This is a genomic window from Pseudomonas sp. C9D1 (genome assembly GCF_056491235.1).
Genome location: NZ_JBSZIE010000002.1, coordinates 74,808 through 95,203, shown reverse-complemented (window position 1 = coordinate 95,203; position 20,396 = coordinate 74,808). Strand labels below are relative to the sequence as shown.

Sequence of the window (20,396 nt, the reverse complement as noted above, 5' to 3'; positions counted from 1 at the left end):
CCATGAAAAGACTCTTCATCGGCACCCTGCTGGCCGTCGCCGTACAGGCCGCCCATGCCGCCGAACCCCGCACCGTGGATCTGTTGGTGCTCTACACCAAGGACGCCCAGGCGCTGCCCAACGGCCGCGACATGGATGCGCGTATCGCCAGCTACATCGAGTACGCCAACAACGCCTACAAGAAAAGCAACGTCGACCTGCGCCTGCGCCTGGTGCACCGCCAGTTGCTGGACTGGGCCAGCTACCCCACCGTTTCCAGCCGCGACCTGGCCGCCTTCGCTGCCGACAGCCGCGTGCAGCAGCTGCGTGAAACCTATGGCGCCGACATGGTCCATCTCATCGGTCGCACCCAGGAAGGCCAGGGCTACGGCGTATGCGGCATCGGCTACGTGCTCTCCGGGCCGAAGAACAGCGGCACCTTCCAATCCGGCTCCGCCAACAGCGCCTACGCCATCACCGGCGTCGACTGCAGCCTGAGCACCATGGCCCACGAGATCGGCCACAACATGGGCCTGCGCCACTCCTACGAGCAGGACATGACCGAGGGCTACTACCAGTCCAGCTGGCACCAGGGCACCTTCGAATGGAGCCGTGGCTACGGCGTGCAGGGCCAGTTCTCCACCATCATGGGCTACCCCCACGTGTTCAACGCCCGCGTCCAGGCGCCGCTGTTCTCCTCGCCCCGCGTGGTCGACAGCAGCTGCGCCAACCAGGCCTGCGGCCAGGAAAACCAGGCCGACGCCGCCCGCGCGCTGAACGCCATGGCCACGCAGATCGCCGCACTGCGGGCCACCAAAGTGCCGGAGACGCAGAACCCCACCAACCCGGGCACCCCCACCACCCCGCCGACCACCCCGACCACACCACCGACGACGCCGCCCACCACGCCGACCCCGGCCTGGTGCAACAAGCCGGCCCTGAAGGGCCTGGTGGCCAACGGTGAATTCCGCACGGCGGACGGCTGGCAGGGCCTGCTGGGCAGCGCCAACATGAGCCTGGTGAACGTCGGCAAGACCTGCCGCGACAACGCCCTGCTGTTCGAGCTGGCCAAGGGCGGCAGCGACATCCTCGCCACCCCGGTCGCCGCCCTGCGTGAAGGCACCCGCTACCGCCTGCGCGCCAAGGTCATGCTCAAGGGCACCAATGCGCGCGGCAACATCTACCTGGGCGTCCTCCACGAGGCCAACGACCGCATCAGCTACAGCAACGCCTCGGGCCTGACCCAGTCGGTCACCAGCAGCGAGTTCACCACCCTGGAACGCACCTTCACCTACACCCGCGCCCAGACCCCGCCGCGCAGCACCTACGTGGGCCTGATCAGCCGCGACGGCCTGAGCGTGCTGGTGGACGAAGTGGAACTGACCGAAGTGGCCGAGCCGACGCCCACCAACCCGACCACGCCTTCCGTTCCCTCGAAGCTGGGCTGGAACTTCGAAAACGGCGCGGCCGGCTGGGCCGGCTTCCACGGCACCACCCGCCTGGTCGCCCTGGGTGGCAACACCGGCACCTCGCTGGAAAGCTACGCCCGTCAGTACGAAGGCAGCGGCGCCAGCATCCCGCTGCAGGGCAAGGTGCAGGGCGGCCTGAACTACCGCCTGGCGGCCGATGTGATGATCGGCCGCAACGCCGGCATCAAGGGCCTCACCTACGGCTACCTCTACCTGGAGGACGCCAGCGGCCAGGGTCGCTACCTGCCGCTGGGTGCAAGCCCCACCCTGGGTGGCACCTGGAGCCGCCTGCAGCAGGACGTGCAGATCCCCGCCGGCACCTACCGCCGCGTGGAGCTGCTGGTACTGGGCACCCGCAAGGACCAGTCCCTGTACCTGGACAACGTCAGCTTCAACCGGCTCTGAGCCAAGGCCCCCGGCGCCGCCGGGGGCTTCCCTTCTGCAGGGCCCTTCAGCGGCCCTCTTCGCAGGCCTCTCGCCCCAGGGCCATGAAGGCCGCCGGCAAACGCGCCTGGCGGCGGTCCTTGAGGCAGTAGAGGTATTCGTCGATCTGCGGCGCCTGTTCCAGCTCGATCACGCACAGCTCGGGGTTATCCGGCACTTCGTGGCGAGCGATGATGCTGATGCCGATATTGCGGATCACCGCCTCGCGGATGGACTCACGGCTGCCGATCTCCAGCAGCGGGCCGATGTCCAGGCCGGCCTTTTCCAGCAGCGCCTCGGTGAGTTGACGGGTGATCGACCCGCGTTCACGCATCAGCAGGTTGTGGCCCTTGAGGGCGGCGATATCCACCGACACGCGCCCGGCCAGCGGGTGACTGCGGTGCACCGCCAGCACCAGGGGGTCGCTGCCCAGCACCAGGCGGGTAAGGCGCTGGTCGTCGAGCTTCTGCGACGAGGCGGCCAGGTCCACGCGGTATTCCTCCAGCGCCTCCAGCACCTGCTGGGAGTTACCGATCTCCACCGAAACCTCGATCTGCGGGTAGCGCTCACGGAAGGTCCGCACCAGCCCGAGGATGTAATAAGGCGAGGTGGCACCGATGCGCAGGCTGCCCTGCATCTGCCCGCTGTTGCGCAGGAAGAACTCGATATCGGCTTCCTGCTGCAGCAGCACCTTGACCATGGGCAGCAGGCGCGCGCCCTCCTCGCTCACGGTCAGCCGGCGGCCACCGCGATGGAAGAGCTCGACGGCGTACTGGCCTTCCAGGTTGCGGATCTGGGTGGTGACGGTCGGCTGGCTCAGGCCCAGCTTCTTGGCGGCCTGGGTGATGCTGCCCAGGCGCGCGACCATGTAGAACGCCTTGAGCTCGGCACTCAGCATGAGGGCTGCTTTCCAATAGAAGGGAGGCGGCGATTATAAGCGCGACGGCGAACCGACTTCATGCAGGGCGTGACGCCCCCGAACCTTGGCCGAGACACGCAAAGTGGCTAATGGTTCACAAGCACTAGCACACCCGTACTATTCAAGCCTTTCGCCGCCCTCCCTAGACTCCCCTGCAGGCGCTATGGCCCGCCCGCCAGCTCCGGGTCCCGCGGCACTGTGCTGCCGCCACGCCGATAACGACACCTGCCGCCCCGGTAGGCCCGGATCACGCACCAAAGGAATGCCCCCATGAAACTCCAAGGAATCGCCGCCGGTTTCGCCCTCGCCTCCACCCTGCTCACCACCGGCTGCATCCCACAGAATGGCCAGACCCAAGGCCTGTTCACGCCCCCGGCTACCAACAATGCCGCCGCCGGCACCCAGGTCGCCTCGGCCAACGCCCCCTGCACCCCGAACGCCACGGCCGACCTGATCTCCACCGGCCGCAGCCTGCTGGAAATCGGCACCAGCATCATGCAGACCAAAGCCAACATGAATAACGCCAACAATGGCTATAACAGCTACACCATGCAGGACGTCGAGAACGCCCAGAAGATCAACAAGGGCAACGAGATCCTCAACAACGTCGAAACCATGACCGGCGGCCCCCAGGCCCCCTGCAGCTGATAGCGTTTCCCCCCGTCGCCTTGAGTACAGGGATGTACGGGGCGCCGGGTTTTCCCTCCCCGAGCAACGAGCCCGCGCCTGCGCGGGCTCGCTCGTTTCAGGGCCCCTGTCACTTCTGTGTCACAAAAGAGTCATAACCTCCGCAAAATCGATAAACCAAGGAGGTGGCAGATGAGCGTTGGCAACGACCTGCTGGCACAGCGCATCCATCGTGAGCTGCTGGACCACAGCGACGAAGAACTCGAACTGGAGCTGCTGGAAGACGGCCACGACCTGGACGCCTACTTCGACAACCACGTCGACGACAACCCCGGGCGCCAGGCACGGCGCAACTACTTCCAGGAGCTGTTCCGCCTGCAGGGTGAGCTGGTGAAGCTGCAGAGCTGGGTGGTCAAGACCGGGCACAAGGTGGTGATCCTCTTCGAAGGCCGCGACGCCGCCGGCAAGGGCGGCGTGATCAAGCGCATCACGCAGCGCCTCAACCCCCGCGTATGCCGGGTCGCCGCCCTGCCGGCCCCCAACGACCGCGAGCAGACCCAGTGGTACTTCCAGCGCTACGTCTCGCACCTGCCGGCCGCCGGCGAGATCGTCCTGTTCGATCGCAGCTGGTACAACCGCGCCGGCGTCGAGCGGGTGATGGGCTTCTGCAACGACGAGCAGTACGAGGAGTTCTTCCGCACCGTGCCGGAGTTCGAGCGCATGCTGGTGCGTTCCGGCATCCAGTTGGTGAAGTACTGGTTCTCCATCTCCGACCAGGAACAGCACCTGCGCTTCCTGGCGCGCATCCACGACCCGCTCAAGCAGTGGAAGCTCAGCCCCATGGACCTCGAGTCCCGCCGCCGCTGGGAGGCCTACACCAAGGCCAAGGAGATCATGCTCGAACGCACCCACATCGAAGAGGCGCCCTGGTGGGTGGTGCAGGCCGACGACAAGAAGAAGGCGCGGCTCAACTGCATCCACCACCTGCTCAGCCAGATGCCCTACGAGGAGGTGGAGCAGCCCAGCGTGCAACTGCCGCAACGCCTGCGCCACGCCGACTACGTGCGCAACCCGACGCCCAGGGAAATCCTCGTGCCCGACGTGTACTAACCGCCGTCCCTGCGTGACTCGCCCGCGCGTCAACGCATCGCAGACACACAACCCTCGCGGCGCGCGGCGTTTTCAGCGATAAAGGCCGCCGCGCTGCGCAATCGCAGCGATTCGAGGAAGCGATGCATGTACCACGGAGAACGATTCAACGCCTGGACGCACCTGGTGGGCGCGGTGCTCGCCGGCATCGGCGCCATCTGGCTGCTGGTCCTGGCGGCCCTGGATGGCGGCACGGCGAAGATCGTCAGCGTCGCCATCTACGGCGTGACGCTGGTGATGCTCTACAGCATCTCCACGGTCTATCACAGCGTCCGTGGGCGGGCGAAGGTGATCATGCGCAAGCTCGATCACCTGTCGATCTACCTGCTCATCGCCGGTAGCTACACGCCCTTCTGCCTGGTCACCCTGAAAGGCGCCTGGGGCTGGACGCTGTTCGGCATCGTCTGGACGCTCGGCATCATAGGCATGCTGCAGGAGATCAAGCCGCGCACGGAAGCCCGCGTGCTGTCGATCATCATCTACGCGGTAATGGGCTGGATCGTGCTCATCGCCATCAAGCCGCTGATCGCCGCCCTGGGCACCACCGGCTTCACCTGGCTCGCCGCGGGCGGGGTGTTCTACACCGTCGGCATCATCTTCTTCGCCTTCGACAGCCGCTTCCGCCACTGGCACGGCATCTGGCACCTGTTCGTCATCGCCGGCAGCCTGCTGCACTTCGTGGCGATCCTGCGTTTCGTGGTGTAGAAACCCGCAAAAACCGTGCGTCGCAACCGCCGGGTTGCACCCGACCTACGCGTGCAGTGCAGGGCGACCTTGGGGCAAATGTAGGGGCGAATTCATTCGCCCAGCAGGCCGCAGGGCTGCCATCGCTCGGTGCCTCCCGGCAGCACCGCTTGGTGGATGAAAAGAGCGTCATCCACCCTACACACCGGTTTGCACCGTGCCGCTGCTGACTCCCCCTCCCTGTGGGAGCGGCTTCAGCCGCGAAAGACCTGCCGCCAGCACATGGCCATGCGAGCGACTGGACACCTCATCGCGAATGAATTCGCTCCCACTGGGCAAAGGCTTCAATCCCGGCGCGAATAGGCCCGGGGCATGAGGCCGCCGGACATCAGGGCGTCGCCCATGGAGGCGGATGACGGCCGCGCGCCTGGCGTTCGGGCCGTGAGCAGGCCAGCCAGCAGCGGCGAGGATGGCCGCTCCGGGCCGTCGCAGCCCAGGAGCAGCAGTTCGATCAACGCGTGTGCGGATGCACAGTCCCGATTGTCCATGGGTGTTCTCCGGCAATGGCTTTGTCCTTACGCTACTGCCCGTCGCAGAGCGGAAATTGACCTGAGTCAGTCCCCTCCGCGACGCCCCTGCGACAACCCGGCGCAGGGCACCGTCCAGTGCATGTTGACTTCGATCAATCAAGCGTCCCGGCAGAAGGGTAAACAGGAGGCATAGGCGCGATGCGCCGCCCCTTTTCCCTTACCTGGAGACAGCCATGTCCGCACTCAACTCCGCCCTCGTCGCCAAGCCGCTGCACCAATCACCGCGAGGCGATTACTGGATCGAGCCCCTGGAAGACGGTACCCATGTGCTCATCCGGCCCTTGCGCGAAGAGGATCGCGAGCGCGAGCGCGCCTTCATCAACCGCCTGTCACCGGAGGCCCGTCATAACCGCTTCCTCGGTGAGTTCCGCGAAGTGGCTCCGGCACTGCTTAACCAACTCATGGATGTCAACGACAAGGACCGCGTCGCCCTGGTGGCCCTGGCCCATGTGGACGGCGAACTGCTGGAAGTCGGCATCAGCCGCTACGCCAAGGTCGGCGAGCTCGGCCAGTGCGAATTCGCCGTGACCGTGGCCGATGAATGGCTGCGTCGCAGCCTCGGCAGCATCCTCTTCGAACACCTGGCGGACAGCGCCCGGCGCAACGGCTTCCGCCAGCTCTACTCCATCGACTCGGCCAGCAACGCCGGCATGCGCGGCCTGGCCCGCAAGCTCGGCCTGCAGCGTCGCCGCGATGCCGAAGACCCGACCCAGGTGATCCACCGCCTGGACCTGTAACCCCTACCCACCTTCGCGCGCAGGCCCCTCAGCGGGCCTGCCGTCCCGGCGGCACACCATGGCCCGCACCTGTCAATGCAGCGAAACGCGGTTCCGCCAGGCGCGCCGACCAACCCAGCCAGCCCGCCGATGAACCGGCGCCCGTGCGCGCCACACTCAGCTGCACGTGGATATGCCCCACCATGCAGACGCTCATGCCATCCATGTTGAAGTAGGTGCACGCCTGCTGGGTGTCCTCGCAGCCGGCCGATCTGTCCTGGTAAACGGGCTCGCCCTGCTCCGTCGCATGGAACGCCAGGTCGGTGATCAGCCCGGTGCGTTCGGTACCGCTGCGCTTGCTCAGGTCCCACCCCATCTTCTTTCGTTGCCCTGAAAGCCGAAGGCCTGGTAGCGAACTGCCGACGTGACCGCAGCCCTCGCCAAGGGCGGCCGCGCCTCGCTGTGGTCGCCAGGCCTTCCGGCGTAGCGACTTGGTCATGAAAGAGTAGCCAGCCCTCGTGAGCTGACAAGCAGCAAGCGGCGAACTTCCCGGGCGTTCCGACGATCAACCGATACGCCAATCACCAGCGGAGTCGCCATGAACCAGGCCAAAGACGGCAAGACACCGGGGTTGTCCGCCCGGGAGAAACAGGACGTCGACGAAAACCAGCCACCCCGGGCCGCCGTCCTTCACGAGATCATCCGCACCCAGGGCGACCAGGAGCTGGAGCGCAACGCCGCTGCGCTCTGGTGGTCGGCCCTGGCCGCCGGGCTGACCATGGGCCTGTCGCTGATGGCCATGGGGCTGTTCAACGCGCGCCTGCCCGCTGGCGAGGCGAGCAAGGTGATCGCCAGCCTCGGCTACTCGGCGGGCTTCCTCGCGGTGATCCTGGCGCGCCAGCAACTGTTCACCGAGAACACCCTCACCGCCGTGCTGCCGGTGATGAGCAAGCCCACCCTGAACAACGTCGGGCGCCTGCTGCGCCTATGGAGCGTGGTGCTCGCCGGCAACCTGGCCGGCACCCTGCTGGTGGCCTGGGTGATGCTGCGCCTGCCGATCTTCGATGCCGCCACCGATGCTGCCTTCCTCGACATCGGCCGCAAGGTGATGGAGAACGACGTCAACCAGATGTTCGCCAAGGGCATCGTCTCCGGCTGGATGATCGCCACCATGGTCTGGATGATCCCCTCCCAGGAAAGCGCCAAGCTGTGGATCATCCTCCTCATCACCTACCTGATGGCCCTGGGCGACTTCACCCACATCGTGGTCGGCTCGGCCGAGGTCTCCTACCTGGTGTTCGCCGGGCACCTGGACTGGCGCGAGTTCTGGCTGACCTTCGCCGGCCCCACCCTGGCCGGCAACATCGTCGGCGGCAGCCTGATCTTCGCCCTGATCAGCCACGCCCAGGTGCGCAGCGACGGCAACAGCCCCCGGCCCACCCGGGATGCCGAGCCCACGCCCCGGCGCAAGGCCACCCGCCGCTGAACGGTTGTCGATCCGCCGCCACGCCAGACGATTATGGGCATGCCGGCTATCCTCGAACCGGCCCGCACTGGAGAACCGCCATGCCCATCCGCCCGCGCATCACCCCCTGCCTGTGGTTCGACCACCAGGCCGAAGCCGCCGTCGATTTCTACATCGGCATCTTCCCCGACTCACGGATCACCGCCGTCACCCGCTACGGCGAGGCCGGCAAGGAAATCCACGGCCGCCCCGCCGGCAGCGTGCTGACCCTCGCCTTCGAGCTGGACGGCCAGGCCTTCACCGCCCTCAACGGCGGCCCGCTGTTCCAGTTCAACGAAGCCCTCTCGCTGCAGGTGGATTGTCGCGACCAAGCCGAGGTCGACCACTACTGGCACGCACTGGGTGCCGGCGGCCCGGTGGAAGCCCAGCAATGCGGCTGGCTCAAGGACAGGTTCGGGCTGTCCTGGCAGATCGTGCCCCAGGTGCTGCCCGCCATGCTGCAGGCACCGGACGCGGTGAAATCCCAGCGCGCCTTCCAGGCAATGCTGGGCATGAAGAAGCTGGATATCGCCGCCCTGCAGCAGGCCTTCGACGGCCGCTGAGCGGAGCGAACGGCGCCTGGAGCCCCACGGGACGGGGCCTCCAGGCGATGGCGAGGGTGCGGGACGCGATCGCTAGCCGGCACCAATAAAACTGATTATCATTTGCGCCAATTTCCAGTGGCCGGATGCTGCAGTGACCCCCTCCAACCTCGACAGCGTATTCCTCGCCCAGCGCATGCCCCTGCTGCGTACCCTGGCCAGGATGGTGAAGAACCCCAGCGTTGCCGAGGATCTGGTGCAGGAGACCTACCTGCGCGTCGCCCGCACCCTGGCCGAACGCCCCATCGACCACCTCGAACCCTTCCTCTTCCAGACCGGCCGCAACCTGGCCCTCGACCACCTGCGGCACATGCGCATGCAATCGCGCACGCTGATGGACGATGTGCCCGACGACGTCATCCAGGCCGTTGCCGCACCCATCTCCTCGGCCGAGGACGGGCTCCACGCTGAGAAGCTCCTGCAGCGCCTGGGCAGCACCCTGTCCCAGCTGACCCAGCGCCAGCAGCGCATCTTCATCCTCAGCCGCCTGCACGGGAATGGCTACGCGGAGATCGCCGAAGAGCTGGATGTGTCGCCCAGCACGGTGCAAAAGGAACTCAAGCTGATCATGGCGATCTGCATGAACCTGCTCAGCCGCCTGGACCCGCCGACATGAAGGACTTCCGCTCGGCCTCGGGTTCGACAAGAATAGGCGCCCCCGAATCCGAGGTAGGCGCCGTGCCCCAGCCCGATCCCGTTCCGCCCGCAGCCGGCCCCGGTGCCGACGACGCGCGCCTGGGCGAAGCGCTGGACTGGCTGATCCTCCTCGACAGCGCCGACGCCGAATGCCGGGCCCGCTTCGAGGCCTGGATGGCCGCCTCGCCGGACAATGCCCTGGCCTTCCGCCTGGCCCAGAGCCTCTGGCAATCGCCGCTGCTCACCGCCGCCGCCGCTCGCCTCGACCGTGAACACAAGCGCCCGGTCCGCCGCACCCTGCTCAAGCCCCTGGCCGCAGCCGCCGTGCTGCTCCTGGCGGTGGGCGTGGGCCTGCAGAGCGACCTGCTGCTGCGCCTGCGCGCCGACCACCTTACCGAGGTCGGCCAGCGCCAGAACCTGGAGCTCGCCGACGGCTCGCGCATCCTGCTCAACACCGACACCGCCCTCTCCAGCCGTATCGATGACCAGCAGCGCAGTGCCCGCCTCTACCAGGGCGAGGCCTACTTCGACGTCGCCCACGACCGCAGCCGCCCCTTCGAGGTAGACGCCGGCCCGGTGCAGGTCTCGGTGCGCGGCACCGCCTTCGCCGTGCGCTACCTGGGTGACGAGGCCGAAGTCAGCGTCGAGCGCGGCGAAGTCGACCTGCGCTCGCGGGAAGACAACGCCCGCGTCAGCCTCAGCGCCGGCGACAGCATCCGCATCGGGCCTGCCGGCTTCGGTGACCGCCGCCACGGCCAGGCCGACCAGCTGGCCTGGGTCAAGGGCCGCCTGGTGTTCGAAGACTGCCCCATGCGTGAAGTGCTGGCCGAGCTGCGCCGCTACTACCCGGGCTGGATCATCAGCACCGACGAGCGCCTGGGCGAGCGCACCGTCACCGGCAACTACCGCCTGGACGATCCCCTGGGCGTGGTGCGCTCCCTCGCCCACATCACCTCGACCAAGCTCCACGAATTCCCTGCCCTGGTCATCCTCGACTGAATGGATGGGCCGGTTCAGCCGCGCCCACCTCGCTCGGAGCATGAGGGCGCTTCACCGGTCCACCATTCGGGCTCGCCGGTCACTCCGTTGGTGGATGAAAAAGCGTCATCCACCCTACGCAGCCATGAGTTCGAGTTCATCAGGGCGCAGCCCTGTACCGGTTCGGAGGCCTCCCGTTCGCAGGGGGTGCAGGTACATGAGGTCGACTGACCGGGCGTAGGGTGGACCGCGCTTCACCGGTCCACCATTCGGGCTCGCCGGTCACTCCGCTGGTGGAGGAAAAGAGCGTCATCCCCCCTACGCAGCCATGAGTTCGAGTTCATCAGGGCGCAGCCCTGTACCGGTTCGGAGGCCTCCCGTTCGCGGGGGTGCAGGGGCATGAGGACGACTGACCGGGCGTAGGGTGGACCGCGCTTCACCGGTCCACCATTCGGGCTCGCCGGTCACTCCGCTGGTGGATGAAAAGAGCGTCATCCACCCTACGCAGCCATGAGTTCGAGTTCATCAGGGCGCAGCCCTGTACCGGTTCGGAGGCCTCCCGTTCGCAGGGGGTGCAGGGGCATGAGGACGATGAACCGCGCGTGGGGTGGACCGCGCTTCATCGGTCCACCATTCGGGCTCGCCGGTCACTCCGTTGGTGGATGAAAAGAGCGTCATCCACCCTACGCGCCATGAGTTCGAGTTCACCAGGGCGCAGCCCTGTTGCCGGTTCGGAGGCCTCGCCCGACACGCGCCTACGGGCCTTGTCACCCCCCGTCGGAATAACCCCGACATTTTTTTTACGCGATTGCGTTTTCTCGTTCGTCTCGTCAAAAGCCAATGACACTGATTCGCATTAGAAATGCGATTAACGGACCGAAGAGAGCCGCTCCCATGACCACCCGCTCAAACCGCCCCACCCTGCGCCTGTCCGCCCCCACCGGCGTGTCGCTGCTGGCCCTGTCCATCGCCCTGGGCAGCCTGCCCGTCGGCATCGCCCAGGCCGCCGAAACCGGTGCTGCGCCGATCCAGCTGGCCAGCCAGGGCGGTTACAGCTTCGCCATCGCCCGCCAGCCCCTGGTGGAAGCGCTCAACGCCTTCAGCGCCGTGAGCGGCTGGCAGGTCGGCCTCTCTTCCGATCTCGCCGCTGGCGTGCAGTCCCCCGGCGTCAATGGCCGCCTGCCGGCCGAACAGGCCCTGCAGCGCCTGCTGGCAGGCACCGGCCTGGAATACCGCGCCGTCGGCGAGCGCAGCGTGGTGCTGGTACGCACCCCGGCCAAGGGCCTGGCCATGGAGCTGAACCCCACCACCGTGACCGCCACCCGCCACGAGCAGAGCGCCAGCACCGTGCCGGTCACCGTCAGCGTGAAGAGCCGCGAACAGCTGGACCGCAAGAACGTCAACAACATCCGCGACCTGGTGCGTGACGAGCCAGGCATCTCCGTCGGCGGTGCCGGCCAGCGCGCCGGCACCAGCGGCTACAACATCCGCGGCATCGACGGCGACCGCGTACTGACCCAGATCGACGGCGTCGAAGTGCCGGCCAGCTTCTTCTACGGCCCCTACGCCCAGACCCACCGCAACTACGTGGACCCGGAAATCGTCAAGCGCGTGGAAATCCTCCGCGGCCCGGCCTCGGCCCTCTACGGCAGCAACGCCATCGGCGGCGCGGTGAGCTACTTCACCCTGGATGCCGACGACATCATCAAGCCCGGCAGCGACGTCGGCGCCCGTCTGAAAACCGGCTACAGCTCCGCCGACGACAGCTGGCTCAACTCGGCCACCGTCGCCGGCCGCCACGAGCAGTTCGACGCCCTGCTGCACCTGTCCCAACGCAACGGCCACGAAACCGAATCCTTCGGCGGCCACGGCGGCACCGGCCTGGACCGCACGGAAGCCAACCCGGAAGACGTGCGCTCCACCAACGTACTGGCCAAGCTGGGCTGGAACTACAACGACACCGACCGCCTGCAACTGACCTACGAGAAGTACAAGGACGATCGCGACACCAACCAGCTCAGCGCCGTCGGCGGTCCCTTCAACGCCCCCACCATCGGCGTCGGCTCGGGTTACTACAGAGCGCGCAGCGGCAACGACACCATCACCCGTGAGCGCTTCGGCCTGGAACACACCGTCGCCCTCGACAGTCTGCTGGCCGACAACCTGAAGTGGAGCCTGAACTACCAGATCGCCAAGACCGACCAGAGCACCCAGGAACGCTACGTCCCCAGCAACCCCTTCACCGGCGTCATCTCCCGTGACGTGATGCGCTACCGCGACACTTACTACAAGGACCGTCTGTGGGTGATCGATGCGCAACTGGACAAGGCCTTCAGCCTGGGCGATACCGAGCACCTGCTGACCTACGGCCTCAACCTCAAGCATCAGGAAGTCACCGGCCTGCGCTCCGGCACGGGGATATGCCTGGCCACCTCCACTGGCTCGGCTTGCGCGGGTGGTCCCGGCTCGATCAGCAGCGGCGCCAACGACAATCTGGCCCCGCAGAGCGATTTCCCCGATCCCACCGTCAAGACCTATGCCCTGTTCGCCCAGGATGAAATCCGCTGGAACCAGTGGACCTTTCTCCCCGGCCTGCGCTATGACCGCACCGACCTCGAGCCCGAGCTGACCCCGGACTACCTGCGCACCATCGGTACCAGCACCTTCCGCCCGAGTGACGAAACCAAGCACTGGCAGCGTGTATCGCCAAAGTTCGGCGTGACCTATGCCTTCGACGACAGCTACACCTGGTTCGGCCAGTACGCCGAAGGCTTCCGTACCCCCAACGCCAAGGAAATGTACGGCCGCTTCGAGAACACCTCGCTGGGCTACATCGTCGAACCCAACCCGGACCTGGAGCCGGAGAAGAGCCGCAGCCTGGAAACCGGCCTGCGTGGCAACTTCGAAGGCGGCAGCTTCGACGTGGCGGTGTTCTACAACCGCTACCGCGACTTCCTCGACAACGATGCCGTCGGCCGCAGCGGCAGCCTGACCGTGTTCCAGAGCAAGAACATCGGCCGTGCCAGCATCCGCGGCATGGAGGTCAAGGGCCGCCTGGACCTGGAGCATTTCGGTGCCTTCCCGGGCCTCTACACCCAGGGTTCCATTGCCTATGCCCGTGGCCGCAACGACGAAACCGGCCAGCCGCTGAACAGCATCAACCCGCTGACCGGCGTATTCGGCCTGGGCTACGAGCAGGACGCCTTCGGCACCCAGCTGAGCTGGACCCTGGTCAAGCGCAAGACGCGCATCGACGAGGACAACTTCAACGCCCCGGATGGCAGCCCCAGCCAGTTCGCCACCCCGGGCTTCGGCATGCTCGACCTGACCGGCTACTACAAGCTGACCGACGACCTCACCGTCAACGCCGGCCTCTACAACCTGACCGACAAGAAGTACTGGCTGTGGGATGACGTGCGCGGCTACGACGGCGTCGGCGAGGCCGGCGTGACCGCCCCGGCCAACCTCGACCGCCTGACCCAACCGGGCCGCAACTTCTCCGTCAACCTCGTCTGGGACATCTGATCGCCGCCGGCCAAGCCTCCCTACCCGCTTCGGTGTGATGGGGAGGCCGCCAGGCGCGACACCCCCTTGCGGGCATTTTTTACGCGATGGACAGGCTCGTTCGTCTCGTCAACAGAAGCCAATTTTCAGGATGACTCCATGACCAGCACCCTCCGTTCCCAACGCATCAACCAGATCACCCACGCGCCCCACGCCGAACTGGACCAGGCGGTGAAAGCCAACGACCCCTTCGCCAACCGCGAGAACTTCTCCCGCTTCGTGATCGCCCAGTACCTGTTCCAGGCCGAGCTGCAGAGCCTGTACCAGGACGCCGCGCTGGTCGAAGTCTTCCCCGACCTGCCCGCCCGCTGCCGTGCCGAGCAGGCGCGCCTGGACCTGGCCGACCTGGACACCGACGTACCCGCCCCGGTCGCCGGCGCCGTGCAGAACCCCAGCTTCGCCGAAGCCCTGGGCTGGCTGTTCGTTTCCGAAGGCTCCAAGCTCGGCGCCGCCTTCCTGATCAAGCGCGTCGCCGCGCTGGGCCTGACCGAAGAAGTCGGTGCCCGTCACCTGGGTGAGCCCGCCGGCGGCCGCGCCGAAGGCTGGAAGAGCTTCACCCGTACCCTCGACGGCCTGGAACTGAGCGCCGAACAGGAAGCCGATGTGGACAAGGGCGCCCTCGCCGCCTTCAACCGCTTCCGTGAGCTGCTGCAACACGCCTACGCCAGTGCCGACACCCCCGCCTGAGTCCCTGGCCGGCGACCTCCCGGTCGCCGCGCCTGCTCCATCGCGTTCGCGCATCAGCCGCCTGCTCTTCGCCCTGCTGGCCTACACCAGCCTGGGCGTCGGCATGGTCGGCCTGGTGCTACCGGGCCTGCCCACCACCGAATTCGTCCTGCTCGCCGCCTGGGCCGCCTCGAAGAGTTCGCCGCGCCTGGCCAACTGGCTGGACAACCACCGCCTGTTCGGCCCCATCCTCAAGAACTGGCGCAACGGCCGCGCCATCGCCCGCCGCGCCAAGCTCGCCGCCAGCGCCTCGATGCTCCTGGCCCTGGTCATCATGCTCATCAGCCTGCCCCACGGCGCCTGGCTCTACCTGGTCATGGCCGGCATGCTGCTCGGCAACCTGTGGATCTGGTCGCGCCCGGACCGACGCTGACCCCTCTCCGCGTGGCTCCATAGCCGTCATCGTCGATTCGCACACGGCCTCCCCCCTCAGCCACGGGGCTGAGCCAGCAGGCGCGGTTTCAGCCCGGGCGCCGATCATCCCTGCAGCCTGCCTGGCGACAGCAGCCGCCATGGGGTACGGGGCACCAGCACGGGCTCGGGTGAAACCCGCATGGCTTCGTGCCCACTCCCACCGCGTTGCCTGCCGAAGACGCCCCCTACGAGAGTCGAGTTGCGCCGCTGCGGTTTCGGCACCACAGTTCAGGCATGCGGGCCCCTCGACGGGCACGGACAATAAATAGAAGAACCTCCCATGCGATTGCTTTCTGCCTTCCTGATCCTGCTGCTCCCGGTGCTGGCACAGGCCGACACCCTGCGTGTGGACCTGCGCGACCGCCCGCCCGAGATGTGGAGCATCGACGGGCGCCCCACCGGCCCCCTGGTCAAGGTGCTGGAAGTGGCCGCCGAGCGCGCCGGGCTGCAACTGGAGTGGCGCTATGCGCCGTTCGCCCGCAGCCTGGCGGACCTGCGTGAAGGGCGCATCGACGTGGTGCCCCGGGTACTGCCCGACCCGGAGCGCGACCACTACCTGCAGTACCTGCCGAGCATCGGCACCCAGGACAAGCAGATACTCTTCACCATCCGCCCCACCCAACGGGTGGAGCGTTACGAGGACCTGGCGCCCCTGCGCATCGGCGTCAAGCGCAGCACCCTGTACTTCCCGCGCTTCGACGCCGACACGGCCCTGCACAAGCAGCCGGCGGTGGACGACGACATCCTGGTGCGGATGTTCCGCGCCGGTCGCATCGACACCATCGCCGTCCTGGACAAGGCCGCCATCGACACGGCCTTTGAAAACATCCGTTTCAGCGACTACACCTACGCCGGGCTGCGCGAACCGATCCGCGTCGAAAACCGTTTCGCCGTCTCGAAGAAGCTCTACGAAAGCGACCGCGCGGCGATCTACGATCGCCTCGGTCGCGAACTGGAGGCCATGCGCCGCAATGGCGAGGTGGTGTCCATCTACCGCGAGCAAGGCGTCGAGCCCCCCACCCCCTGACCCCCACCGCGCCCGATGCACGCCGCCCCCGGCCGCGAGGTAGGACCCCGGGTGCGGCCATCTGCCCCCTGCATGCCCCGGAGCGCACCCTGTCACTGCAGCGTCAGTGACGGGCCTGAGCAAAAACCTGCCAGCATTTCGCCACTGATCCATACTCCGTCAGTCGCATCGCACGTGATCGGGGGAGTCATGGGCCAAAGCGCTGGGGGAGAGATCTTTCGTCGGGCATTCGAGTCGTCGTCGGTGGGGCTGGCCCTGCTGGAACTGGACGGCACCGTCCGCCACGTCAACCGAGCCTCGGAGGAACTGCTCGGGCGCTCCCGGCAGACCCTGATCGGCACGCCCCTGGACAGCCTGCTGCACCCCAGGGATCGCCAGGCACTGGGCGAGGCCCTTGACCGGGCACGTCGCCAGCACGACGACCTGTCCTGTGGCGAGATGCGCTTCATCACCGCGTCCGGCGAGCATCGCTGGCTGCACCTGGGCTTGAGCATGGTCGAGGACGGTCGCAGCCAGCCCACCCATTACCTGGTGCGCCTGCAACCCCTTGCCGGGCACCGGGAGCGGGCCGAGCAGACGCACCTGCTGAGCTTCGCCCTGGACTACACCGCCGATGGCGTCCTGCTGCTCGATGGCGAGCAGAACATCCGCTACCTGAACGAAGCCGCCTGCCAACTGATCGGCCAGCCGCGCCAACACCTCGTCGGGCAGCCGCTGGCACCGGTGCTGGCCCTGCTGACGGAGCAGTTCGCCGAACTGTTCGCCCGGGAGGATGGCCTGCAGGAAGCGTTGGACACCCAGCGCGTGCTCAGTTGCGAGCTGCACGTCCCGGGAGAGGATTTCCCCCGCTATGTGACGATGCAGTTCAACCGCTTCCGCTATGACCAGCGCCCCTACAGCCTCGTGCTGATGCACGACTTCACCGAGCGGCGGCGCATCGCCAACGCCCTGTTGCGCAACGAGCGGCAATTCCGCGCGCTGATCGAGAACACGCCCGACGCCATAGGCCGGCTGACCCCCGACTTCCGCCTGCTCTACGCCAACCCGGCCCTGGAAGCCCTGTGCCGCCTGCCTCTGGTGGAGGCCCGTGGCCGACCGGCACGGGAAGTCTTCGGCGACAACTCCCAGGTCGACATCATGGGCGACCTGGTGCGCGAGGTCGCCGCCACCGGCGAGTCCATGGAAGAGGAACTGATCCACGGCATCGACGGCCCCAGTGACCAGCAGATCCACTACCTCATGCAACTGGTGCCGGAGCGCAACGCCGAGGGCGAAGTGACCAGCGTCATCTCGGTGGCCCGCGACATCAGCGGCATCCGCAAGGCGGAACGCCGCCTGGCCGCCAGCAACCGCCAGCTGCGCGAGCTGTCCAGCCGCCGGGAAAGCGCCCGCGAAGAGGAGCGCAAGCTGATCGCCCGGGAGATCCACGACGAACTAGGCCAGCACCTCACCGCCCTGCGCATGGGCATTTCCCTTCTGCGCCTGAAGTACGGCGAGCAGGCCGCGGGGCTCGGTGAGGACGTGGAGCGGCTCATGGCCCTGTGCGACCGCACCATCGGCGTGGTGCGCTTCATCGCCACCAGCCTGCGTCCGGCGGCGTTGAACATGGGGCTCTACCCGGCCCTGGAATGGCTGATCGACGAATTCCGCAGCCACCACACACAGATCACCCTCGAGCTGGTGGCCCACAGCGGCGCACCGGCCCTGGACGACAGCCAGGCCACCACCGCCTTCCGCATCGTCCAGGAGGCGCTGACCAACATCGCTCGCCATTCCGGTGCCAGCCGGGCGGTGGTCAGCCTGGAGCAGGTCGATGACCGCTACGTGCTGGACATCACCGACAACGGCCACGGCTTCGACCCGGCCAAGGTCGGCAAGCGTTCCCTGGGCCTGGCCGGCATGCGCGAGCGCGGCACCAGCCTGGGGGGCGAAGTGGTGATCTTCAGCCACCCCGGCCAGGGCACCACGGTGCAGGCCACCTTCCCCATCAACGAGCCTACGGAGACGGTATGACCCGCATCCTCATCGCCGACGACCACGCCATCATGCGCGGCGGCCTCAAGCAACTCATCGAGTTCGACACCCGCCTGCAGGTGGCGGCCGAAGCGGAGAACGGCGCCCAGGTGCTGGAGCAGTTACGGCTGGGCGAGTTCGACCTGCTGCTGCTGGACATGAGCATGCCCGGCCTCAGCGGCGAGGACCTGATCAGCCGCGTGCACGGCCGCTACCCGCGCCTGCCGATCCTGGTGTTGAGCATGCACAACGAGGCACAGATCGCCCAACGTGCCCTGCGCGCTGGCGCCAGCGGCTACCTGACCAAGGACCACAACCCGGAGACCCTGCTCGCTGCCATCCACCGGGTGGCCGATGGGGGGCGTTACCTGGACCCGCGCATCGCCGAACAGCTCGCCTTCGCCAGCAGCAACCCCACGGACGATGCCGTCGCCCAACTCTCCGACCGCGAGTTCCAGATCCTCCGCCTGCTGGCCCAAGGCCTCAGCGTCAACCAGATCGCCGACCAGTTGGTGATCAGCAACAAGACCGTCAGCACCCACAAGACCCGGCTGATGGAGAAGATGGGCTTCACCTGCAACGCCGACATCATCAAATACGCCATGACCCACGGCCTGACGGCCTGAACCACAGGTCGCCACTCGATATTAGGGAGTGGCGCAACGCAGCCCCTCGGGAAATCCCTACAAAAAAGCAGGATGTCCCGATGCCATCACCGGGATAGGACGATAGGGCCGATGGCGCCCCGCGCTCATGCTGGACACACCCCCGCAACGTATCGCCGCTGCGGGCCCCGTGTCCTCAAGGAGCGCGACCGTGACCAGCCCGAACCCCACTTCCAGCGTCCCCTGGCTGCCCATCGCCCTCTGCGGCGCCGGTTGCGCGCTGCTGTTCTGGACGGCCAGCCAGTTCCCCTCCCCGGCCTGGGCCCTGGCGGCCGTGGCGCCCACGCTGCTGCTCTGGGTCGTCCTTGCCCACCGTGGCGGCGCCCACGAACAGGCACTCAAGCAGGCCCGCGACGAGGCCCTGGCCGAAGGTACCCGGCTCGAGGCCGAGCGCCACGTGCAGGGCCTGCCGGAGCTGTGCGTCAGCATCGCGCCGATCTGGTCGGCGCAGATCGAATCCGCCCGCCACCAGACCCAGACCGCCATCGAAGCCCTCTCCGAGCGCTTCGCCCGCCTCGCCGGCCGCATCAGCGAAGCCGTCTCCAGCGGCATGCAGGCCGACAGCGATGCCCTGGTCACCCTGCTGGCCCAGAGCGAAGTGGAACTCGAAGACATCGTCAGCCAGCTGCGCCTGGCGCTCTCCAGCAAGGAGAGCCTGCTGCAGGAGGTGGAGCGGCTGAACAGCTACACCGCCCAGCTGCGCACCATGGCCAAGGAAGTGGGCGACGTGGCCAAGCAGACCAACCTGCTGGCCCTCAACGCCGCCATCGAAGCCGCCCGCGCCGGTGAAGCCGGTCGCGGTTTCGCCGTGGTCGCCGACGAAGTGCGCAAGCTCTCCACCCTCTCCGAGGAAACCGGCAAGCGCATCGGCGACACCATCGAGACCGTCAGCGGCGCCATCGAGCGCACCCTGGAGGTCTCCAACGAGCACGCCACCCGCGATGCCGGGACCCTGGAAAACGCCAGCCAGGTGATCCGCCAGGTGATCGCCCAGTTCCGCTCCGGCGCCACCCGCCTGGTGGAGCACGGCAACGCCCTGCGCGATGACAACGCCGTAGTCGGCGAGGAAATCTCCGAGGTGCTGGTCGCCCTGCAGTTCCAGGACCGGGTCAGCCAGATGCTCGGCCACATGCGCGACGACATCGGCCGCCTGGCCCAGCACCTGGAGCAGGACGACGCCCGCCACCTGGACGCCCGCTCCTGGCTCGACGAACTCTCCCGCACCTACACCACCCCCGAACAGCACGCCATCCACCACGGCCGCCAGGGCGGCTCGGGCAGCGCGGGCGCCAGCCATTCCGCTTCCGACATCACCTTCTTCTGAGGACCCATCATGGCCAAGACCATTCTCATCGTCGACGACTCCGCCTCCATCCGCCAGGTGGTGGGCATGACCTTGAAAACCGCCGGCTACGACGTGCTCGAAGGCGTCGACGGCAAGGACGCGCTGACCCAGCTCGACGGGCGCAAGGTCCACCTGATCATCAGCGACGTGAACATGCCGAACATGGACGGCATCACCTTCCTGAAGAACGTCAAGCAGCTGGCGGCCTACAAGTTCACCCCCGTGATCATGCTCACCACCGAGGCCGGCGACGCCATGAAAGCCGAAGGCCAGGCCGCCGGGGCCAAGGCCTGGGTGGTCAAGCCCTTCCAGCCGGCGCAGATGCTGACGGCCGTTTCCAAGCTGATCCTGCCCTGACCGGGAGAC

Annotated in this window: 20 protein-coding genes; 17 read left to right on the top strand and 3 right to left on the bottom strand. The window is 67.1% G+C overall.

Annotated features, from left to right (window positions below):
- Positions 1-2 precede the first annotated feature (2 nt).
- On the top strand, positions 3-1,853 hold the full coding sequence (mep72, locus tag ACXI0U_RS08815; protein WP_479550066.1) for a biofilm-associated metzincin protease Mep72: 1,851 nt from the start codon (positions 3-5) through the stop codon (positions 1,851-1,853).
- A 46-nt stretch (positions 1,854-1,899) separates the two neighbouring features.
- Here mep72 and ACXI0U_RS08810 read toward each other — a convergent pair whose 3' ends face one another.
- Positions 1,900-2,769 carry a LysR family transcriptional regulator gene (locus ACXI0U_RS08810; RefSeq protein WP_265168665.1) on the bottom strand — a complete coding sequence of 290 codons (870 nt, stop codon included), beginning with the start codon at positions 2,767-2,769 and terminating at the stop codon, positions 1,900-1,902.
- A 291-nt stretch (positions 2,770-3,060) separates the two neighbouring features.
- Between ACXI0U_RS08810 and ACXI0U_RS08805 the strand changes: the two genes are divergently transcribed.
- The 3 genes from ACXI0U_RS08805 (at position 3,061) to trhA (ending at position 5,271) form a co-directional block, all read left to right on the top strand.
- Positions 3,061-3,438: a hypothetical protein gene (locus ACXI0U_RS08805; RefSeq protein WP_021217465.1), complete on the top strand. Its 378-nt coding sequence runs from the start codon at positions 3,061-3,063 to the stop codon at positions 3,436-3,438.
- 171 nt (positions 3,439-3,609) lie between these two features.
- A complete protein-coding gene (gene ppk2 / locus ACXI0U_RS08800; protein WP_184490485.1) occupies positions 3,610-4,527 on the top strand; it encodes a polyphosphate kinase 2 in 918 nt (305 codons plus the stop codon).
- Positions 4,528-4,653: 126 nt separating this feature from the next.
- A complete protein-coding gene (gene trhA, locus ACXI0U_RS08795; protein WP_316925085.1) occupies positions 4,654-5,271 on the top strand; it encodes a PAQR family membrane homeostasis protein TrhA in 618 nt (205 codons plus the stop codon).
- A gap of 323 nt (positions 5,272-5,594) precedes the next feature.
- Here trhA and ACXI0U_RS08790 read toward each other — a convergent pair whose 3' ends face one another.
- A complete protein-coding gene (locus tag ACXI0U_RS08790) occupies positions 5,595-5,798 on the bottom strand; it encodes a hypothetical protein (RefSeq protein WP_021217469.1) in 204 nt (67 codons plus the stop codon).
- A 215-nt stretch (positions 5,799-6,013) separates the two neighbouring features.
- On the opposite strand from ACXI0U_RS08790, the gene ACXI0U_RS08785 reads away from it, so the two are divergent.
- Positions 6,014-6,577, top strand: a complete 564-nt coding sequence (locus ACXI0U_RS08785; RefSeq protein WP_479550065.1) for an N-acetyltransferase family protein — start codon at positions 6,014-6,016, stop codon at positions 6,575-6,577.
- A gap of 28 nt (positions 6,578-6,605) precedes the next feature.
- Here the strand turns inward: ACXI0U_RS08785 and ACXI0U_RS08780 are convergent, their stop codons facing one another.
- Positions 6,606-7,055 carry a hypothetical protein gene (locus ACXI0U_RS08780; RefSeq protein WP_479550064.1) on the bottom strand — a complete coding sequence of 150 codons (450 nt, stop codon included), beginning with the start codon at positions 7,053-7,055 and terminating at the stop codon, positions 6,606-6,608.
- 99 nt (positions 7,056-7,154) lie between these two features.
- Here ACXI0U_RS08780 and ACXI0U_RS08775 point away from each other — a divergent pair, with 99 nt between their 5' ends.
- The 12 genes from ACXI0U_RS08775 to ACXI0U_RS08720 all read left to right on the top strand — a co-directional run bounded on the left by ACXI0U_RS08775 (position 7,155) and on the right by ACXI0U_RS08720 (position 20,387).
- Positions 7,155-8,042 (top strand): formate/nitrite transporter family protein, encoded by an 888-nt coding sequence (locus tag ACXI0U_RS08775; protein WP_479550063.1) that lies wholly within the window; start codon positions 7,155-7,157, stop codon positions 8,040-8,042.
- Between the two features lie 80 nt (positions 8,043-8,122).
- On the top strand, positions 8,123-8,623 hold the full coding sequence (locus tag ACXI0U_RS08770) for a VOC family protein (RefSeq protein ID WP_479550062.1): 501 nt from the start codon (positions 8,123-8,125) through the stop codon (positions 8,621-8,623).
- Positions 8,624-8,798: 175 nt separating this feature from the next.
- Positions 8,799-9,278 (top strand): RNA polymerase sigma factor, encoded by a 480-nt coding sequence (locus ACXI0U_RS08765; RefSeq protein WP_479551089.1) that lies wholly within the window; start codon positions 8,799-8,801, stop codon positions 9,276-9,278.
- Positions 9,275-10,297: a FecR family protein gene (locus tag ACXI0U_RS08760; protein WP_479550061.1), complete on the top strand. Its 1,023-nt coding sequence runs from the start codon at positions 9,275-9,277 to the stop codon at positions 10,295-10,297. Before ACXI0U_RS08765 ends, ACXI0U_RS08760 begins: the two co-directional genes overlap by 4 nt.
- An 873-nt stretch (positions 10,298-11,170) precedes the next feature.
- Positions 11,171-13,801: a TonB-dependent receptor gene (locus ACXI0U_RS08755; protein ID WP_479550060.1), complete on the top strand. Its 2,631-nt coding sequence runs from the start codon at positions 11,171-11,173 to the stop codon at positions 13,799-13,801.
- Between the two features lie 138 nt (positions 13,802-13,939).
- Positions 13,940-14,527: a biliverdin-producing heme oxygenase gene (locus ACXI0U_RS08750; RefSeq protein ID WP_479550059.1), complete on the top strand. Its 588-nt coding sequence runs from the start codon at positions 13,940-13,942 to the stop codon at positions 14,525-14,527.
- Complete coding sequence (locus ACXI0U_RS08745; RefSeq protein ID WP_021217478.1) at positions 14,508-14,939, top strand: YbaN family protein; 432 nt, start codon at positions 14,508-14,510, stop codon at positions 14,937-14,939. Before ACXI0U_RS08750 ends, ACXI0U_RS08745 begins: the two co-directional genes overlap by 20 nt.
- A gap of 321 nt (positions 14,940-15,260) precedes the next feature.
- Positions 15,261-16,007, top strand: a complete 747-nt coding sequence (locus ACXI0U_RS08740; RefSeq protein ID WP_479550058.1) for a substrate-binding periplasmic protein — start codon at positions 15,261-15,263, stop codon at positions 16,005-16,007.
- 189 nt (positions 16,008-16,196) lie between these two features.
- Positions 16,197-18,020 (top strand): PAS domain-containing sensor histidine kinase, encoded by a 1,824-nt coding sequence (locus tag ACXI0U_RS08735; RefSeq protein WP_479550057.1) that lies wholly within the window; start codon positions 16,197-16,199, stop codon positions 18,018-18,020.
- A complete protein-coding gene (locus ACXI0U_RS08730) occupies positions 18,017-18,646 on the top strand; it encodes a response regulator (protein ID WP_479550056.1) in 630 nt (209 codons plus the stop codon). Before ACXI0U_RS08735 ends, ACXI0U_RS08730 begins: the two co-directional genes overlap by 4 nt.
- A 127-nt stretch (positions 18,647-18,773) precedes the next feature.
- Positions 18,774-20,009 carry a methyl-accepting chemotaxis protein gene (locus tag ACXI0U_RS08725; RefSeq protein WP_479550055.1) on the top strand — a complete coding sequence of 412 codons (1,236 nt, stop codon included), beginning with the start codon at positions 18,774-18,776 and terminating at the stop codon, positions 20,007-20,009.
- Positions 20,010-20,018: 9 nt separating this feature from the next.
- Entirely contained in the window at positions 20,019-20,387 is a 369-nt protein-coding gene (locus ACXI0U_RS08720) for a response regulator (RefSeq protein ID WP_479550054.1), read from the top strand.
- The last annotated feature ends 9 nt before the right edge of the window (positions 20,388-20,396 follow it).

Bases quoted from the DNA above. Each gene is read 5' to 3' on its own strand.
- mep72 (WP_479550066.1), top strand. From the start codon at position 3: ATGAAAAGACTCTTCATCGGCACCCTGCTGGCCGTCGCCGTACAGGCC.
- ACXI0U_RS08810 (WP_265168665.1), bottom strand. From the start codon at position 2,769: ATGCTGAGTGCCGAGCTCAAGGCGTTCTACATGGTCGCGCGCCTGGGC.
- ACXI0U_RS08805 (WP_021217465.1), top strand. From the start codon at position 3,061: ATGAAACTCCAAGGAATCGCCGCCGGTTTCGCCCTCGCCTCCACCCTG.
- ppk2 (WP_184490485.1), top strand. From the start codon at position 3,610: ATGAGCGTTGGCAACGACCTGCTGGCACAGCGCATCCATCGTGAGCTG.
- trhA (WP_316925085.1), top strand. From the start codon at position 4,654: ATGTACCACGGAGAACGATTCAACGCCTGGACGCACCTGGTGGGCGCG.
- ACXI0U_RS08790 (WP_021217469.1), bottom strand. From the start codon at position 5,798: ATGGACAATCGGGACTGTGCATCCGCACACGCGTTGATCGAACTGCTG.
- ACXI0U_RS08785 (WP_479550065.1), top strand. From the start codon at position 6,014: ATGTCCGCACTCAACTCCGCCCTCGTCGCCAAGCCGCTGCACCAATCA.
- ACXI0U_RS08780 (WP_479550064.1), bottom strand. From the start codon at position 7,055: ATGACCAAGTCGCTACGCCGGAAGGCCTGGCGACCACAGCGAGGCGCG.
- ACXI0U_RS08775 (WP_479550063.1), top strand. From the start codon at position 7,155: ATGAACCAGGCCAAAGACGGCAAGACACCGGGGTTGTCCGCCCGGGAG.
- ACXI0U_RS08770 (WP_479550062.1), top strand. From the start codon at position 8,123: ATGCCCATCCGCCCGCGCATCACCCCCTGCCTGTGGTTCGACCACCAG.
- ACXI0U_RS08765 (WP_479551089.1), top strand. From the start codon at position 8,799: ATGCCCCTGCTGCGTACCCTGGCCAGGATGGTGAAGAACCCCAGCGTT.
- ACXI0U_RS08760 (WP_479550061.1), top strand. From the start codon at position 9,275: ATGAAGGACTTCCGCTCGGCCTCGGGTTCGACAAGAATAGGCGCCCCC.
- ACXI0U_RS08755 (WP_479550060.1), top strand. From the start codon at position 11,171: ATGACCACCCGCTCAAACCGCCCCACCCTGCGCCTGTCCGCCCCCACC.
- ACXI0U_RS08750 (WP_479550059.1), top strand. From the start codon at position 13,940: ATGACCAGCACCCTCCGTTCCCAACGCATCAACCAGATCACCCACGCG.
- ACXI0U_RS08740 (WP_479550058.1), top strand. From the start codon at position 15,261: ATGCGATTGCTTTCTGCCTTCCTGATCCTGCTGCTCCCGGTGCTGGCA.
- ACXI0U_RS08735 (WP_479550057.1), top strand. From the start codon at position 16,197: ATGGGCCAAAGCGCTGGGGGAGAGATCTTTCGTCGGGCATTCGAGTCG.
- ACXI0U_RS08730 (WP_479550056.1), top strand. From the start codon at position 18,017: ATGACCCGCATCCTCATCGCCGACGACCACGCCATCATGCGCGGCGGC.
- ACXI0U_RS08725 (WP_479550055.1), top strand. From the start codon at position 18,774: ATGCTGGACACACCCCCGCAACGTATCGCCGCTGCGGGCCCCGTGTCC.
- ACXI0U_RS08720 (WP_479550054.1), top strand. From the start codon at position 20,019: ATGGCCAAGACCATTCTCATCGTCGACGACTCCGCCTCCATCCGCCAG.